At 47.8% G+C, this 15,854-nt stretch carries 18 protein-coding genes; 4 read left to right on the top strand and 14 right to left on the bottom strand.

Features of this window, described 5'->3' with window-relative positions; genetic code table 11:
• Positions 1–8 precede the first annotated feature (8 nt).
• The 12 genes from flgK to AC6R03_RS13045 all read right to left on the bottom strand — a co-directional run bounded on the left by flgK (position 9) and on the right by AC6R03_RS13045 (position 11,627).
• Complete coding sequence (gene flgK, locus AC6R03_RS13100) at positions 9–1,883, bottom strand: flagellar hook-associated protein FlgK (protein WP_500631837.1); 1,875 nt, start codon at positions 1,881–1,883, stop codon at positions 9–11.
• Between the two features lie 188 nt (positions 1,884–2,071).
• On the bottom strand, positions 2,072–2,983 hold the full coding sequence (flgJ, locus tag AC6R03_RS13095; RefSeq protein WP_500631836.1) for a flagellar assembly peptidoglycan hydrolase FlgJ: 912 nt from the start codon (positions 2,981–2,983) through the stop codon (positions 2,072–2,074).
• 10 nt (positions 2,984–2,993) lie between these two features.
• Entirely contained in the window at positions 2,994–4,085 is a 1,092-nt protein-coding gene (locus AC6R03_RS13090; protein ID WP_334551187.1) for a flagellar basal body P-ring protein FlgI, read from the bottom strand.
• A gap of 51 nt (positions 4,086–4,136) precedes the next feature.
• Positions 4,137–4,916, bottom strand: a complete 780-nt coding sequence (gene flgH / locus AC6R03_RS13085) for a flagellar basal body L-ring protein FlgH (RefSeq protein WP_500631947.1) — start codon at positions 4,914–4,916, stop codon at positions 4,137–4,139.
• Between the two features lie 22 nt (positions 4,917–4,938).
• Positions 4,939–5,727 carry a flagellar basal-body rod protein FlgG gene (gene flgG, locus AC6R03_RS13080; protein WP_500631835.1) on the bottom strand — a complete coding sequence of 263 codons (789 nt, stop codon included), beginning with the start codon at positions 5,725–5,727 and terminating at the stop codon, positions 4,939–4,941.
• A 21-nt stretch (positions 5,728–5,748) separates the two neighbouring features.
• Complete coding sequence (gene flgF, locus AC6R03_RS13075) at positions 5,749–6,498, bottom strand: flagellar basal-body rod protein FlgF (protein WP_334551190.1); 750 nt, start codon at positions 6,496–6,498, stop codon at positions 5,749–5,751.
• A gap of 196 nt (positions 6,499–6,694) precedes the next feature.
• On the bottom strand, positions 6,695–7,999 hold the full coding sequence (flgE, locus tag AC6R03_RS13070; protein ID WP_500631834.1) for a flagellar hook protein FlgE: 1,305 nt from the start codon (positions 7,997–7,999) through the stop codon (positions 6,695–6,697).
• A gap of 43 nt (positions 8,000–8,042) precedes the next feature.
• Complete coding sequence (gene flgD / locus AC6R03_RS13065; RefSeq protein WP_334551193.1) at positions 8,043–8,753, bottom strand: flagellar hook assembly protein FlgD; 711 nt, start codon at positions 8,751–8,753, stop codon at positions 8,043–8,045.
• 16 nt (positions 8,754–8,769) lie between these two features.
• A complete protein-coding gene (flgC, locus tag AC6R03_RS13060) occupies positions 8,770–9,186 on the bottom strand; it encodes a flagellar basal body rod protein FlgC (RefSeq protein ID WP_487903744.1) in 417 nt (138 codons plus the stop codon).
• A 3-nt stretch (positions 9,187–9,189) separates the two neighbouring features.
• The gene (flgB, locus tag AC6R03_RS13055) at positions 9,190–9,585 is read right to left on the bottom strand and encodes a flagellar basal body rod protein FlgB (protein WP_334551195.1); all 396 of its coding nucleotides are present in this window, start codon (positions 9,583–9,585) and stop codon (positions 9,190–9,192) included.
• Positions 9,586–9,862: 277 nt separating this feature from the next.
• Positions 9,863–10,690 carry a protein-glutamate O-methyltransferase gene (locus AC6R03_RS13050; protein WP_487903745.1) on the bottom strand — a complete coding sequence of 276 codons (828 nt, stop codon included), beginning with the start codon at positions 10,688–10,690 and terminating at the stop codon, positions 9,863–9,865.
• A 10-nt stretch (positions 10,691–10,700) separates the two neighbouring features.
• Positions 10,701–11,627: a chemotaxis protein CheV gene (locus AC6R03_RS13045; RefSeq protein WP_334551197.1), complete on the bottom strand. Its 927-nt coding sequence runs from the start codon at positions 11,625–11,627 to the stop codon at positions 10,701–10,703.
• A gap of 75 nt (positions 11,628–11,702) precedes the next feature.
• Between AC6R03_RS13045 and flgA the strand changes: the two genes are divergently transcribed.
• The 3 genes from flgA (at position 11,703) to AC6R03_RS13030 (ending at position 13,322) form a co-directional block, all read left to right on the top strand.
• Positions 11,703–12,461, top strand: a complete 759-nt coding sequence (gene flgA / locus AC6R03_RS13040) for a flagellar basal body P-ring formation chaperone FlgA (protein WP_500631833.1) — start codon at positions 11,703–11,705, stop codon at positions 12,459–12,461.
• An 83-nt stretch (positions 12,462–12,544) separates the two neighbouring features.
• Positions 12,545–12,862, top strand: a complete 318-nt coding sequence (flgM, locus tag AC6R03_RS13035) for a flagellar biosynthesis anti-sigma factor FlgM (protein WP_500627887.1) — start codon at positions 12,545–12,547, stop codon at positions 12,860–12,862.
• Between the two features lie 34 nt (positions 12,863–12,896).
• Positions 12,897–13,322, top strand: a complete 426-nt coding sequence (locus tag AC6R03_RS13030) for a flagella synthesis protein FlgN (RefSeq protein WP_500653667.1) — start codon at positions 12,897–12,899, stop codon at positions 13,320–13,322.
• A 90-nt stretch (positions 13,323–13,412) separates the two neighbouring features.
• On the opposite strand, the gene flgP is transcribed toward AC6R03_RS13030, so the two are convergent.
• Together flgP and AC6R03_RS13020 are read right to left on the bottom strand one after the other, a co-directional pair.
• On the bottom strand, positions 13,413–13,844 hold the full coding sequence (gene flgP, locus AC6R03_RS13025; RefSeq protein WP_500630492.1) for a flagellar assembly lipoprotein FlgP: 432 nt from the start codon (positions 13,842–13,844) through the stop codon (positions 13,413–13,415).
• 12 nt (positions 13,845–13,856) lie between these two features.
• Positions 13,857–14,492 carry a FlgO family outer membrane protein gene (locus AC6R03_RS13020; protein WP_500630491.1) on the bottom strand — a complete coding sequence of 212 codons (636 nt, stop codon included), beginning with the start codon at positions 14,490–14,492 and terminating at the stop codon, positions 13,857–13,859.
• Between the two features lie 160 nt (positions 14,493–14,652).
• Here AC6R03_RS13020 and AC6R03_RS13015 point away from each other — a divergent pair, with 160 nt between their 5' ends.
• Positions 14,653–15,786: a flagellar assembly protein FlgT gene (locus tag AC6R03_RS13015; RefSeq protein ID WP_500630490.1), complete on the top strand. Its 1,134-nt coding sequence runs from the start codon at positions 14,653–14,655 to the stop codon at positions 15,784–15,786.
• The last annotated feature ends 68 nt before the right edge of the window (positions 15,787–15,854 follow it).

Below are 15,854 nucleotides of genomic sequence, written 5' to 3'. Positions count from 1 at the left end.
TACGCCCCCTATCGCAATGCCAAAATCGTGTTAAAGGTGTCGTTTGCCGCTTGCATGATGCGTGAAGACGCCATGTACGCTTGCTGAAACTTCATCATGTTGGCGGCTTCCTCATCCAAGTTCACTCCGGAGATAGACGCCACACGCTCTTGTGCCGCCTCTTTCTCTAACCTTGAAACATCGGTTAAACGTGATGCGGTAGACATCTGTAACCCGACGTTGGTGTTGAGGTTGTGATAGATATCGAGAATGGTCGACTCACCATCATTGAGTTTTTTCTCGGTTTGGATGTTTTGCATTTTGAGCAAGTTGCCGTTGTCCCCCTCGGAAGGGACAAGGTTTGCCGTAAATTTATCGTTCGGCAATGCCCCATCGGTCAGTTCAAAAATCGTACCTTGAACCTCGACAGGACCAAACGGTGGGTAATCTTGGGGCGGCAAGAGAATTTTGCCTTTTGTGTCCGTGACGGCAAACTGCTTCCCATCCGGCGATACCACCACTTCAAACTCGCGTAAATCCCCTACTTCTTCGATATTGAATTTCGCTTTACCTTGCGCGAAAGTGGTCGAAGCTTCATAACTCTGCGCGGCGATCGCGGTCGGATCATTGGTGGCCATTTTCATTTGCGCAGCGCCACTGCGGGTCGGACGAATCAACACGCGTTCGCCCTGTGCTAAATCTTGATTGATTTCAATACGTAAGCCATCAATTTGCAGTGCATTACCTACTTGAGGTATGGCAAACTGCTCACCGGATGGGCGAGTAATGATGTAATCACCGTCGTGATACTGGAGCGAATACTCGCCACCTTCAAGCCGAGTGGTGTCTTCAATATACACGGCTAAGTCCGCATTAGAATTTGAGGCTGTCACCACACGTGACTTGGCTATGATGTCTGAATTGACATCAGTAAAAATCAGCCCACCAATTTCCCCCCTAAGATCAAGACCTTGAGATTGCAATCTATTCACTTCATAAGAAAACGACGTGGCGAGTTTGCCAAGCTCATCCATCAGTTGTGGGATCTTGTCATCACGCATCGTGAGCATAGCGCCCATTTTGCCATCAATATCTTTGGTGGTAATCGCTTTGATGCCTTTACCCTCAATCATGGCTAAACGGCGCTGATGAACATCTGGGTAACCATCGATCATGGTTAAGCGACTCGCTTCCGTTCCTGACACTAAGGTATGCCCGTTACCGATATGGATGTTGAACCCTTCCGCATTCTTGCGCGGAGTCACGGTCACTTTGGTGTACTCAGACAGCTCTGCCACCAGCTTTTCGTGTTGGTCCATTAAATCGTTGTGCGGCCCAGGCGTTCTCATCATCAAACGATGCAAATCACGTATTTCAAGCGCCAGTTGATTCATTCGCTCGACACCGAGATCGAGTTTTTTGTTGGTCACATCCGACTGACGGCGAATGGTCTCATGGAAATCATTGAGGTTTTGGGTGATCAAATTGGCTTTTTCGAGCACCACTTTACGTGCCCCGACATCATTAGGGCTGTCGGCAAGCGACTTCACCGCATCAAACCACTCATTGAGATTTTCTGGGATTTTTTTCGAGGCAACTGAGGAGAGCATGTTCGACAGCATTTCTAAGTTCGCTTCATCGTCGACTTTGTGCGCGTAATTGGTGGTCGAGACATTGAGTTCATTAACGGCAAATTGATCCCATGAGCGGCGAACTTTTTCCACATGCACGCCCATACCGTAGGTTTCCCCGCCATATTGACGCGGCATGTTTGTGCCTTGTATCACCGACTGACGGCTATAACCCTCGGTATTCACGTTCGAGATGTTGTGCCCTGTGGTGTTCAATTGTCTCTGAGCCGTCAGTACGCTTTGCGAACCAAGATTCAGAAGATCAGACGCCATATTGCCCCCAAGAAACCTTTATTTATCAGTGTTTACTGATTGCCTATGGACTTAAATAGCAATATGTGTGCCAGGGTTAGTTTTCGAGAGTGTATGGGATAAGATTGATTGGATTAGGGGTGGTGGGTGGTGGGTGGTGGGTGGTGGGTGGTGATAGGGTCTGCTGAGAGACCCTACCGGTCAAGCCATTACATGCTATCAATACGTCGTTTGACACTCAGCACTTTATCCGCGTAATCGGGGTCTGTGGCATAACCGGCATCATGAATGCCGCGAATAAACGCCTCATCATCGCCATTGTGCTTGAGCGCTGTGGTATAGCGAGGGTTTTGATTGAGGAAGCGCACATAGTCGTTAAAACTCTCTTCAAAGTTAGCGTAAGAACGAAATGCTGCTCGCTCTTGTACTGGCACCCCCTGATGATATTCAAGAGTTTGAGTGGACATCTTATTGCCTGCCCAGCTGCGGTCTGCTTTGATATTGAAGAGGTTGTTACTGCTACCACGCGAACTGTTGATGACTTTTTGGCCCCAGCCGGTTTCGAGCGCCGCTTGAGCAAGTAGCAATGATGAGTCCACGCCGAGTGCCTGAGCGGCCTTTTCCGCATAAGGCGACATCGACGCTACAAACGATTCTGGAGAGTCGAATGTATTCGCTTGCTCCTCTCCAGTAGCACGGATTTCAGCAGGGGCATTGGCACGCTCTTCACGAATACGAGAGACTTTGTCCATCATGGCTTCAAAATCAGGGTTGCGGTTGTTCGCCGTTTCATTGTCCACTTGGCCTGTGGAAAGCTGTGCCACAATCATGTCGGCTAGGCCGAGTGAGCCAGAGGCACTCAATTCACTCGCCATCTGATCATCCATCATCTGACGATAGAACTGTTGGTTCTGGCTGTCCATCAAGCCGGATTCAAAGGTTGAATTGGCATCACGCATCGATTTGAACAGCATAGAGGTAAAAATCGCTTCAAACTGTTTGGCGGCGGCGTTGAGCGCTTCTTGCTCTGCCCCTTCCTCACCATTGACCGCTTTACGGCGCAGTGAGTCTAGGTTGGCGATATCATGAATAAAACCGATGTCATTTCCGTTATTGATCATATCGCCCCCGTTAAATGATGATCAGCTGACCTTCAATCGCGCCCGCTTGTTTAAGCGCTTGCAAGATTGCCATCAGATCAGACGGCGCCGCGCCGACTTCATTCACTGCACGAACCAGATCGTCTAGAGTTAATCCAGGCTCAAACTTAAACATCTTGCCTTGTTCTTCGGTGACTTCGATATCGCTGTCGGGGACGACAACCGTCTCACCACCACCAAACGCATTCGGTTGACTCACGTTGAGATTTTCTTTGATTGCCACTGTCATGCCACCATGAGTCACGGCAGCCGGCTTTAAGCGCACGTGCTGGCCGACAACGATAGTTCCTGTACGTGAGTTAACAATGATCTTCGCTGCACCATCGGCGGGGTTAAATTCGAGGTTTTCAATCGCTGATAAGAAGGCCACACGCTGAGTGACATCGCGAGGCGCACGCACTTTCACCGATGTGGCATCCACCGCTGAGGCCATCTGAGGACCCAGGAAGTTATTAACGGCATCCGCCATACGCTGAGCAGTGGTGAAATCAGATTCAAGCAAGTTAAACGTGATGTAATCACCGCGACTAAACGGCGATGGGATTTCTCGCTCAACGATGGCTCCACTAGAAATCATACCTGCTGTCGGGTTGTTGCCGACAATTTTAGAACCATCAGCGCCAGTCGCACTAAAGCCACTCACCACCAAATTGCCTTGCGCCACCGCATACACTTGCCCATCTAGACCTTTGAGCATGGTCTGCATCAGTGTACCGCCACGCAAGCTTTTCGCCGAACCTATCGAGGAAACCGTCACATCTACCGTCTGGCCTTGCTTAGAAAAGGGCGGCAACTCAGCCGTCACAATCACAGCGGCAACGTTTTTGGTCTTTGGCTTAGTGCCGGGCGGCAATTGAATGCCAAAGTTTTGCAGCATGGCGTTAAAGCTTTGATCGGTAAAGGGTGTCGATTCTCCTGTGCCCGGCAAACCTGTGACCAACCCGTAACCGACAAGTTGGTTACTACGAACACCGGCAATTTGAGCCACGTCTTTAATACGCGCAGCCTGAGCTTGTGTTACAACAAGCAGCGAGCTAATTAGGAAGACAAACAACGTTTTCATGGGGACACCTTTTTCTCTAACGCAATGCCAAAACATCGACATCAAACGGGATTAAAGAGCGACATTAAAAAATCGTGCCAAGAATCCAGGTTCTTGCATATCTTGTTGCGTTCCCGTACCAGAGTACTGGATTCGGGCATTCGAAATACGCGTTGACGCAATGGTATTGTCGTAGTCGATGTCATCCGGACGGATGGTGCCGCTTAAGCGGATGTATTCGTCCCCTGTGTTGAGGGTCAACCACTTTTCACCGCGAATCACCAAATTTCCGTTCGCCAGAACTTCAATCACTTCGACCGAAATCGAGCCTGAAATGCTGTTACTTTGGTTCGCCGCCGCGCTGCCACTGAACGAATTATCATTGCTTAAGTTATACGAAAAGTTGTAGTCGCCAATGGTCAGCTGTTGACCACCCACTTCCAGCGGATCCATCGACGCATCATTATTTTTTGACAGATCAGCGTCTGAACTTTTCGCCGCTTTGGTACTTTCATCCAAAGTGACGGTGATGATGTCACCGATGCCTCTCGGTTTAGAATCGTCGTACAAACTGACGGTCATTTTACCGGTATTAAACAGCGAACCGGTTGCCGCTGCGTAGTGCTCCGGCTCATGCTTGGGATGAATCGGTGCCCAAGCGGGATCGCCAGCGACAGGGTCACTACGTCCTCGGAGGGTGTCAATAATGCCAGAGCTTTCATCTTGCGACTTATCGCCTTCGACAGCATCAACGCTTGTGGTCCCTTGAATCTCTTCAGGCGTTTCCAATGGCATGTCAAACGCTGAGCAACCCGCCATGGTTATCACAAGTAATACAGTTATGACTCTCATCATGCTAACCACCCTAATCCCATTACAATTGCTGGTTTACGAAGCTCATCATCTTATCGACGGCAGAGATAACTTTTGAGTTCATTTCATACACGCGCTGCGCTTCAATCATGTTGACCAGCTCTTCCGTCACGTTCACGTTTGAGGTCTCTAGCATCGATTGACGCACTTCACCAAACCCGTCAAAACCCGGTACGCCTTCTTGAGGGTCACCACTGGCACCGGTTGGCAAGTAGAGGTTTTGACCAATAGGCTCAAGACCACCTGGGTTGATAAAATCAACCGTAGTAACTTGCCCTAGGACTTGGTTATCTTGCTGACCTCTCACGCGCACAGAGACTTCCCCATCCGTACCAACAGTAATGCTGATGGCGTCGTCTGGAATCGTGATTTCAGGCTCTAAGGAATACCCCGAACCAGACGTGACAATCACACCTTCACTGTTGACTGTGAACTGACCATTGCGCGTGTAACCGATGTTGCCATCCGGCATCAATATTTGGAAAAAACCGTCGCCTTCGATCATCATATCGAGGCTGTTGTTGGTCGTTTGCGTATTCCCTTGGGTATGCACCTTCTGAGTTGCCACGACCTTAGAACCCGCGCCGAGCATTAAACCACTTGGCAATTCGGTATTTTGCGAAGATTGACCACCCGGCTGGTTGATGTTTTGATAGAACAAATCTTCAAACACAGGACGGCTTTTCTTAAAACCCACCGTCGAGGCGTTAGCCAAGTTGTTGGAAATGGTCGAAATATTGGTTTGCTGAGCATCTAAGCCCGTCTTACTTACCCATAATGCCGGTTGCATAATTCTCTCCTAGAAACTGTCTTAGCTCATACGAAGCAGAGAATCAGACGCTTTGTCCATGTCTTCTGCTGTGCTCATCATCTTGACCTGCATTTCGAATTGTCGTTGAAGATCAATCAAGCTGGTCATCTCACCGATGGCGTTCACGTTGCTGCCCTCTAACGCGCCTTTGAGCAGCTTTACGCCGGCATCCGCCTCGTAAGCTGCATTGGGATCTTTGGCGCGGAAGAGGCCATTGACATCTTTGTACAGTGATTGGTTGTCGTTGCGTGTCAGTTTGATGCGATCAACGATTTCGATCGCATCCGCTGGGGCGCCTTGTGGCACAACAGAAATCGTCCCATCAGTACCGATTTCCACTTTGCTCAACGGAATCGGTAGGGTGATCGGTGCGCCTGTCTCGCCCAAAACCAAGTTGCCATTACCATTGGTAAGCAAGCCATTGACGTCAATGTTGAGGTTACCGTTTCGAGTCAGGCCTTCTTTGCCCGTCTTGTCCATAACGGCAATCCAACCTTGACCTTCAATAGTGACATCGAGATCTCGCCCAGTGGTAATCACACTGCCTTGCTGAAAATTATGGCCTGGTCGCTCTGTCATGCTAAATACGCGGCTTGGCAAACCGTCGCCGTATGCTTGCATTGAGCGGGCTTGCGCCAAATCAGCACGGAACCCCGTGGTACTGACGTTTGCCAAGTTATTCGCTCTTAGCTGCATCGCTTGCATATTTTGCTTTGCTCCGCTCATAGCGAGAAACAGTGCACGATCCATAATTTGCTCCAACAATCACAATTTAGATCATTTAAAGCAATTGGCGTGCCAATAAAAATAAGCAAATATTATCAATCAGTTGCAAAGAGAAATGGCAATATAGAATAAGATTGGAGCGGCAATTGCCGCTAGAGGCAACAATAGCAAACCAACGATTGCCGTTAGTTTGCTATTCAGAAGATTGCGTGTGATTCGATTAACGAATCTGAAGGATATTTTGTTGAGTTTGGTTGTGCACTTCAAGTGAACGTGAGTTCGCTTGGAAGTTGCGCTGGGCTGAAATCAGATCCACCAGCTCTTGAGTCATATCAATATTGGACTGTTCAAGCACACCACTATTGATTGTACCAAATGAGCCTTTGTTCGATTCTCCCCATACTTTGGCGCCAGAGTTTTGAGTGGCATCCCATTGAGTTCCCCCCTTCTTATCTAGGCCTTGTTCATTGGCTACTCGAACCAACGCGACACGTCCCAAGGTGATATTCTCACCGTTAGAGTATGTGCCAAGGACACTACCGTTTTCATCAAAGTCAACCTTAGTCAAGAAGCCAGTAGTTGCGCCATCTTCGTCAAACTTGGTCAATTCAAATGGAGCCGCAAACTGAGTGGCACTATCAAGGCCAAACGACAATGTTTGGTTGATATCTGCACCGTTCAAGTCAATCGGGTTAGTACCCGCCCCCAAAGGCTCGGAGACGATATTCTGCCCATTGTTTAAACTGGCTAGCGTACCATCATTATTGAAACGCATAGTGTGACCGACATGCCCCGTAGGACTCGTTGCATCACCACCAACGATGTTCAGTGGCTTCTCACCAGCACTGTCCGTCACCGTGTAGTATGTCTGCCACGTATTCGCCTGATTTTGATCTTTTAGATAGTAGGTCGTCAGTTTGTACGACTGGCCCATCGAATCATAAATCGTCGAGGACGTTGAGCGGTTGTATGTCTCGGGATCGGAATAATCAAACAAGGTTGGGTCCTTCAAATCCCCACCCGCAGGTAAGTTCACCCCTACTTCAATGTTTGCTGTTTGCTTTGGCTTACCAAACTCTTTTGGAATGTTAAGTGGCGAAGGCTCATAAGAGAGAACATCACCGGTATCTGGATTGACTTGGTAACCGAGTAAGAACTCGTCATTAGCGGTCACCATGTAGTTGTTTTTATCCAAATGAAACGCGCCGTTACGAGTCAGTTCATTGGATGTTGGGGTTAATCTGTCTTTTGCGACGGCAAAGAACCCCGTACCAGATACACGCAAATCCATCGGGTTATTGGTATAAATACTGGAACCTTCATGGAACTGCTGAGCAACCTGTGCTGCCTGCACGCCTTGCCCTGGCGTTGTTTTCGCATGGGTAAAGAGTGAATTTGAGTACACATCGCCAAACTCTGCACGCGACTCTTTAAAGCCGAACGTGTTTGCGTTCGCAATGTTGTTACTGGTAGTGTTCAGATCTAACTGAGCTGCGGATAACCCGCTAAGTGCAACATATGACATTCCAAAATCTCCTATCTAGCTAGCGTCGTTTATCACTAACACGTTACGCTTTGCCAACTTCTAGTACTTCAGCAAGTCGAACTGGCGACTCGAAGCCAGCCAGATTGAGTAGTACGTTACCATCGCCTTTACCTAAGAGAACACTATTGACGTTTGCATAGGTTGATACCTCAAACTCTTTCGATTCTCCATCCAGCAAACCCGCGGCTCTCACCTTGTATTTGCCAGCCGGCAATGGATTACCGTTTTGATCCTTGCCGTCCCATTCGACTCGGTTGTCGCCCGCAGGCTTAGCACCAGCATCGAAGGTTCGAACAAGTTGGCCCATTTGGTCTTCAATACGCACCATCATGTTGTCTACGGATTGCGGAAGCTTGACCATCGCAGCCATGCTGCCAGTGTCCTTCTTCACACCCGAAGCACCAGGGACTAATACATCACGTCCTACTAATGATGAGGCTTGAAGCGCTTGGTTCGACGTCATAGAGGTATTGAGCGTTTCGAACTGAGTGTTCATTTTGCCAATCCCGTCTACCGTCGCAAATGACGCCATTTGCGCAATCATCTGGTCATTACTGACCGGCTTAAACGGATCTTGCTGAGCAAGCTGCTTCGTGAGTAGTGATAAGAAGTCTTCTTGTTTAAGATCTTGCTTACCTGTGGTCTCATTAGGCTTATTCTTGTCTTGAAGCTGTTTAAGCTGGTCGATATAGGACAAGCCGTTTTGACCAACATTATTTATGCCATCGGCCATACGCTACCTCCTATCCTTATTGACCCATCTGCAGCGTACGCAGCAGCATTTGTTTGCTTGCATCTGCCACTTGAACATTCGTTTGGTATGAACGAGAAGCAGAAATCATGTTGGCCATTTCTTCCATCACATTGACGTTAGGTTTGTAAATATACCCTTCATCATTGGCAAGTGGGTGGTCAGGGTTGTACTCCGCGGTGAGCGGTTTATCACTTTCAACGATGCCCATTACCTTCACTGGCACCATATGGTCGCGGCCATACTTTGCCTTACTTAACTCAGCACCAAATACTGCATGGCGAGCCTTATAGGTATCTTTCGCAGAGCTTGAGATACTGTCCGCATTCGCCAAGTTGCTCGAGGTGGTATTTAGACGAACAGATTCAGCGCTCATCGCAGAACCAGTGACATTGAAAACGTTAAATAAGCTCATCTATTAATCCCCTTTGATTGCCTTGGTTAAGTTCTTGAACTTACTGCCTAGGAAGTCCAGTGACGCTTGGTGTCTAATTTGGTTTTGCATAAACAAGTTACGCTCTAAATCCACATCCACCGTGTTGCCGTCACCCGTGTCAGGTTGGGTTGGAAGACGATACATGACTTCCCCTGTCACCTGAGTAGAGGCAGGAATATGCCGACCATCCGTACGGCTAAGACTAATGCTTGCCCCCGACGTTGCCGCCTGTAATGCCTTTTGAAAGTCCATCCCTTTCGATTTATACCCAGGCGTATTGGCTTGCGCGATGTTGGTGGAAATCACCTCAGCATTACGCTCACGTACACCCACCGTATGTTGGTGGATACCTAGTGCATTGTCGAAAGAAATAGCCATGTTGACCTCTACTCAAAGAACTGACCGATACTATTAAATGATTTAGCAATTAGCGTACCAACTTTTAGGATTGCCATTGTTTAGCCATTTTATCGAGTGTACGAGACACTCACGTTTTGTTTAGCAATTACCGAGCCAATTTCAGGTCAGTTGGGAACCCGTCTTTGTCGATGTCATCATTGCTACACATAGGCATTGTTGCTACGGATAGGTATTCACAGTATGGCAGAAAAAAAATCCCAGCCACAAGGCTGGGATTTGAGTGAGAGTGAGAAAACTACTTGAGCTTGTAAATAATGCCTGGATTGCAACGTACCATCTCAAAACGGTCGGTCAGCCCAGTGAGTGACTCCGATGCTCCAAGCAACAAATAACCACCGGGGTTAAGACTATTGGCCATCTGGTTGAGCACTTTCGATTTCATATCCGGCGAGAAATAGATCAACACGTTACGACAAAATATAATGTCAAATTTACCTAATAACGCATAGCTTTCCATTAAGTTCTGTGGTCGAAAATTCACCAAACGCTTCACGTTGTCTTTCACTTTCATTCGGCCATCTCCGGCATCTTCAAAGAAGGTACGACGACGCTCGGGTGAGAGACCTCGCCCTAGCGCAAGGTTGTCATAGATACCCGCTCGACACATATCCAACATGCTAGATGAGATGTCCGTTGCCGTAATGGCGACACTCGGTAGCAAGCCTGGTTTGCGTTGCTGTGTCTCCAACACTGTCATTGCCATAGAGTAGGGCTCTTGACCCGACGAGCTAGCCGCTGACCATATTTTGATTGGGCGCTTATTCGCGGCCACTTCAGGCAGAAGCTTATCGGCCAATACTGTAAATGGGTAACCATCACGAAACCATAAGGTTTCGTTGGTCGTCATCGCATCTACAGCGGCAACACGCAGCTCACGGTTTCTCCCAGTGACGACATCTCTCAACAGGTCAGACAAAGAGGCCAACTTAAACTTGGTCACCAGCGGACTCAAGCGGCTCCGAACGAGGTACTGCTTGCTATCCCCAAGCACAATGCCACATTGCGCTTCGAGGAAACGGCTGAAATCACGATATTCTTGATCGCTTATTGTTATGGCTGTCATTCAGTTCTCTTTAGTTAGTCAGCGCAGATTTCACTGCATTACCTAGCTCATCAGGATTGAATTTCGCAATAAATGAGTTGGCGCCTACCCGCTCAACCATCGCTTGGTTAAAGACACCACTGAGTGATGAGTGAAGGATAACGTACAAATTTTTCAAATCGGCATTGCGGCGAATTTCGGCCGTTAATGTGTATCCATCCATCTCTGGCATTTCGATGTCTGAGATCACCAAGGAAATCTGGTCATAAATACTGCCTTCCGCGGCCATTTCCACCAGCTTTTCGTACGCTTCTTTCCCATCTTTAACCGCAATGACCTCAAAGCCAATTGAAGTAATCGCTCTTTCTACCTGCTTACGTGCCACAGTGGAGTCGTCGGCAATGAGAATTCGGCGAACGATCTGTTTTTCTGTCTCTGCTTGGGCGATTTCCTCACCGATGGATGCATCCATGGTTTCATCAACCGGCGCGATTTCTGCAAGGATTTTCTCTACGTCGAGGATTTCTACCAACTCGTTATCGATGTTGGTGACCGCGGTGAGGTAGTTTGCTTTACCCGCGCCATCTGGCGGCGGCAAGATCGCTTCCCAATGCATGTTGATGATGCGCTCGACAGAGGTGACCAAAAACGCTTGAATAGAGCGGTTGAACTCGGCAATGACAACGAAAGCTTTTTCTACATCTGTGGTCGGACGTCCACCGATGGCTAAACTTAAATCAATGACAGAAACCGTATGGCCACGAATGTGGGCGACCCCTTTCACCAAACGGTGCAGATTTGGCATAGAAGTAAGCTTAGGACATTGGAGCACCTCTTTTACTTTAAATACGTTTATTCCATAACGCTGACGCCCCATCAGGCGGAAGGTAAGGAGTTCCAATCGGTTTTGACCGACGAGTTGCGTACGCTGATTCACAGAATCAAGAATACCGGTCATAAGCTCATCTCCATCTAAAACTTTCGTGTCAAAAAATGATAGTCTACTACAAGCTAAGAAATTCTAGGAAACAGAATGAAGAACCTAAAATCACAGTTTTGTTCAATTTCCACTAGTTGTTCTTTCACTAAGTGTAGAGCTTTATTTAAAAGAGTTTATACGTCTATCGGTGTTTTGTGTATTTTCTTTAGCTTTTCAGTCAATTCCGCTACCGAAGCTCAGATATTTGCCATACAAAATGCCGCTCAAGAGTACATATTAGCCAATGTTGAATGGCCGACAGGTGGTACTTTGGAGGCAGACGCCGCCCCCATCGATAGTCGTATTTTTGCCACAGATTGCCCCGAGCCGCTCCTGGCATCCTCTAGCTCCACCAACCCGATGGCCAGTAATATTACCGTCCAAGTCGAGTGTGAAGCGGATAACTGGCGGGTCTATGTGCCTGTTCGCCTGACGAGAACCGGTCCACAAGTCACTCTACTGAGCCCAATTTCCCGTGGGCAAATCATCGCAGCGCACGACATTACAATCAGCATGGTCGATTTGCAACGCTTCAGACGGCAAGGTTTTTCCTCGCTCGATGCGGTCATTGGCGCCAAAGCAAAAAAAAACATGAACGCGGGTGACGTAGTCGAAAACCGTGATATTTGCGTGGTGTGCCGCAATGAAACCGTCACCATTCGCGCCGTACAGTCTGGTATGACCATCACCACCAAAGGCGTGGCTTTGACAGATGGATCTCATGGTGAGCAGATAAGAGTGAAAAATAGTAAATCCAACCGTATAATTGAAGGCAGAGTAACAGGCATTTCAGAAGTTACGGTTATTTTTTAACTTTGGTTGAAAAAGCACTAAAGTTATTCGCCCTGTCGTCGATAGTGACAGTACAGGTCATCCTCTAATTAAAAGGCTCAAACATGGCAGGTATTGATAACATTCGTGCAGGGCAGACGTTAACCACGTCCACTCGTAGCCCCTCGCGCAGTGAAACGAACGCAACATCCAGTACAAGTGACTCTCCGAGCAAGTCGGGTGTAGCGCAAGATTCGGTGTCCCTCAGCACACAAGGTAAAGCGGTGGGCGAGATGCATAATCAAATGGCAAGTCAACCCAGCTTTGACAAAGCAAAAGTGGCGGCAATCAAAGAAGCGATTGCAAACGGCTCTTATTCCGTGGATCCGGAAAAGCTGGCTGACAACATGATGAAATTCGAAAAAGAGCTTGGTGGTTTTTAACCACTGAATTTGGAACTGAAGAAACAATACCACCATGGCAGCGTTAAAAGGGCTTGTAGAATTCCAATTGCAAAGCGCAACCGAATTGTCGGCACTGTTAGAGCAAGAAAAAGTGGCGATAGCCAGTCGCGTCTCTAAAGATATCGAACAGGTTGCGAAAGCGAAGGTTGATCTTATCTCTAAGCTTCAACAAACCGATCAACGCATTCAGAAACACCTCGATGTTGAGACGCTGACGAGCGATCCAGAGTTGAGCCCTCTGGTCGACAAGATCCGCAGCATCATCTCTGATTGCCAGCAGGCTAATGCCGTCAACGGTGAAGCATTGCAACGTGCTCAATTGAGCTTCAATAAACTCAACAACCTCATGAAACAGTCCCAGGGTAAGCTTGGCATGACGTACACTGCCGAAGGGCAAACCAGTAACGTCACCACCCTTGGCACCAATATCAAAGCCTAACGTCGCTATCACGTTACACAGCTAGAACGATATAAAAACGGCGCTCATACGAGCGCCGTTTTTATATCGGAAATCAGAGAAAAAATGGGGCTAGAACAACGTTTGCTGGCGTTTTTCTGGAACTTGCTGCACTTCCCCGTAGTCTCGCAGTCGATCCATTTTTTTCACATCAAGGCGAAGCTCTGTCACATAGCTGTCACCCACTTTGTAGCTACGTACCACCTCGGCACCACGGATGACGCCATCGACTGCACCAGAGGTGAGCTCAGTGCCAAGACGCTGATCAGTAAGGTCAGCGCGCGCACTCACTCGAAGACCGTACACTTGTTCTGCTAGTTCTCGATAAGCATCCATTTTGGATGCTCGCATAGCACGAACTTGTTTCTCTTCTTCATCACGACCTTTTTGTTCACTGATGCTCGCATAACCCACTGCAGACAACCAATCATCAGCGCGCATATTTTGAATCGGCTGGCAACCTACCATATAGAAGGAGAACAGCAACATCATTATTTTCTTCATCGCATCTTCTCCTTATGGTCTCAAGATCACGGTGTAAGGCTGAGTCATTGTCGGATCTGAGCGAATGAGCACCCCATCCTGAGTTCGAATACTATTGAGTGTGTCTAGATCTCGACCAATACGATCTGCTGGTAAAAAGCCTTGCGCGGTGGCGACAACAACTCTGGACTGCATACCCACAACACGAGCGTTAATAATCACACCCCCTTCTTGACGAAGCATGGTGCCTGTTAACACGTACTGAATATCTTGTTCTTGGGCAAGATCCTTCCAATCGCGGCTAAATGCAAAATCACCCGAATATGTGACCTGAATCGACCCTGTCGTTTTGAAATCGACCACTTTAAAGCCACGACGTTGGAACTGGTGAATAAAGCCTTCCGAGACCGAGTTCCCTAGCCAGTTCGTCGCATCCATGTTTTGCAAGTCAACAAAAGAGGTGACGGCAATAGGTGTTCTTGCTGATACGCTCGTGTTTGAAATCATCAGATCGTCAGTCATGCTCTCAACAAAGAAGTCAAGAGTATGACGCGGACTTTCCATCAACATAAACTGTGAACCTCGGTAAGCTTCCTTACCATTATAGATTGGAGCGTAAGCACAAGCAGTCAGCAACACTGCTGGTACAAGCGATAACCATTTTTTCATTCTCTCATCTCCGATAACCCTAGGCATTCTGCGTTCCAATGGCTGTCTTTGAAAAAGTGGAACGCTCTTTGCTTTTCTAATTGTGTAATCAGTTAGAATCACAACGCCTAAATCAGCTAAGATTAACTAAGCAAAAAACGAACCAAGTTGGTAATCGAACATGAAAAAAACACTTCTGATAGTTATTTCTAGCCTCTATCTCAGTCTCGCTTCTTCACTGGCGAATGCGGGCTGGTATGAGGTTACCGGCGTTGCAACCGTGGTGTCATCAGAAGAGGTAGCGAGACTCCATGCGTTAGAAGATGCCCTCTATAAAGCAGTGAGTTTCTCAGGTGCTGATATCGGTAGCATTAGTAACTTGCGCCCTTTTTTAGAAAGTGAGCAGGAGGAGTATCAATTTACAAACAGTGAAGTTCGCTACATTCTGATTCAGGAGCAACGGGTTAGAAAAGGCACGATGTTTGTCAAAGCGCGTATTGATATCTACCCATCGGCAACAGGTTGCCACGTGAGCCAGTATAAGAAGACCGTTCTTGTCGGTAATATCGACTTGGCCTCACCACAACAAGCAGTTATGGGGCAAATCTATAGCGTTGGGGACGACTTTGCCCAAGTCATCAACCGCCAACTCGACAATGAATCGGCAAGTTTTGTTTCCGTAGGCACAACAGATTTTGCGATAAGCAAAGACTACCCAGAAAGATTAAAAATGATCGCGCAAGATACTGGCGCGCAGTACATCATTGGCGGCGTTATCAACGACTTGACAGCGACCATTGAACAAAAATTGCTGCAAGACGACATCATCAACCGACAGTTCTCACTCGAGATGACAGTGTACGACGGCAAAACGGGTAATGAGATTTACCATCGCAACTATCGTGAAGTGGCAAAATGGCCGTTCCCTAAAACCAGCCAAGTGGATACTAAGAGCGCGCGTTTTTGGGCGTCGACCTACGGCAGTATGATGTTGCGCGTAAGCCGAAACATCATGTTGGATCTTGAATCTGAAATCTCTTGTAAAATCACCTTACCTGAAGTAGTCGCCAAGTGGGGCAACACCATCACCATGGATCTCGGTCGTGTACATGGCGTCGTCGAAGGCGACAAGTTGCAGCTATGGCATACAGGTTCTTTCATCGACCAACGTGGGTTACCACGCAATAAAGTCACAGAAACGGACATCACACTGACGGTATCTCGTGTGTATGAAAACGAAGCAGAGCTTACCATTGACCAACCCGAGCTACTGGGCAGCATTCAAATTGGCGATGTGATGCACAAACTGCTCTAGCGATGTTCAAAAGTAAATCAGATCATAGTGTTACCCCTTAACAACAGCATAATTTGGGGTATCATACC

The sequence above is a fragment of the Vibrio sp. R10-SG-ISO4 genome (assembly GCF_059834135.1).
The sequence above is the reverse complement of the archived record's forward strand: the minus strand, read 5'-3'. Positions and strand labels throughout refer to the sequence as shown.

What these genes read in the sequence shown, in the direction of transcription:
- flgK (WP_500631837.1), bottom strand. Translation starts at nt 1,883, where the DNA reads ATGGCGTCTGATCTTCTGAATCTTGGTTCGCAAAGCGTACTGACGGCT.
- flgJ (WP_500631836.1), bottom strand. Translation starts at nt 2,983, where the DNA reads ATGATCAATAACGGAAATGACATCGGTTTTATTCATGATATCGCCAAC.
- AC6R03_RS13090 (WP_334551187.1), bottom strand. Translation starts at nt 4,085, where the DNA reads ATGAAAACGTTGTTTGTCTTCCTAATTAGCTCGCTGCTTGTTGTAACA.
- flgH (WP_500631947.1), bottom strand. Translation starts at nt 4,916, where the DNA reads ATGAGAGTCATAACTGTATTACTTGTGATAACCATGGCGGGTTGCTCA.
- flgG (WP_500631835.1), bottom strand. Translation starts at nt 5,727, where the DNA reads ATGCAACCGGCATTATGGGTAAGTAAGACGGGCTTAGATGCTCAGCAA.
- flgF (WP_334551190.1), bottom strand. Translation starts at nt 6,498, where the DNA reads ATGGATCGTGCACTGTTTCTCGCTATGAGCGGAGCAAAGCAAAATATG.
- flgE (WP_500631834.1), bottom strand. Translation starts at nt 7,999, where the DNA reads ATGTCATATGTTGCACTTAGCGGGTTATCCGCAGCTCAGTTAGATCTG.
- flgD (WP_334551193.1), bottom strand. Translation starts at nt 8,753, where the DNA reads ATGGCCGATGGCATAAATAATGTTGGTCAAAACGGCTTGTCCTATATC.
- flgC (WP_487903744.1), bottom strand. Translation starts at nt 9,186, where the DNA reads ATGAGCTTATTTAACGTTTTCAATGTCACTGGTTCTGCGATGAGCGCT.
- flgB (WP_334551195.1), bottom strand. Translation starts at nt 9,585, where the DNA reads ATGGCTATTTCTTTCGACAATGCACTAGGTATCCACCAACATACGGTG.
- AC6R03_RS13050 (WP_487903745.1), bottom strand. Translation starts at nt 10,690, where the DNA reads ATGACAGCCATAACAATAAGCGATCAAGAATATCGTGATTTCAGCCGT.
- AC6R03_RS13045 (WP_334551197.1), bottom strand. Translation starts at nt 11,627, where the DNA reads ATGACCGGTATTCTTGATTCTGTGAATCAGCGTACGCAACTCGTCGGT.
- flgA (WP_500631833.1), top strand. Translation starts at nt 11,703, where the DNA reads ATGAAGAACCTAAAATCACAGTTTTGTTCAATTTCCACTAGTTGTTCT.
- flgM (WP_500627887.1), top strand. Translation starts at nt 12,545, where the DNA reads ATGGCAGGTATTGATAACATTCGTGCAGGGCAGACGTTAACCACGTCC.
- AC6R03_RS13030 (WP_500653667.1), top strand. Translation starts at nt 12,897, where the DNA reads ATGGCAGCGTTAAAAGGGCTTGTAGAATTCCAATTGCAAAGCGCAACC.
- flgP (WP_500630492.1), bottom strand. Translation starts at nt 13,844, where the DNA reads ATGAAGAAAATAATGATGTTGCTGTTCTCCTTCTATATGGTAGGTTGC.
- AC6R03_RS13020 (WP_500630491.1), bottom strand. Translation starts at nt 14,492, where the DNA reads ATGAAAAAATGGTTATCGCTTGTACCAGCAGTGTTGCTGACTGCTTGT.
- AC6R03_RS13015 (WP_500630490.1), top strand. Translation starts at nt 14,653, where the DNA reads ATGAAAAAAACACTTCTGATAGTTATTTCTAGCCTCTATCTCAGTCTC.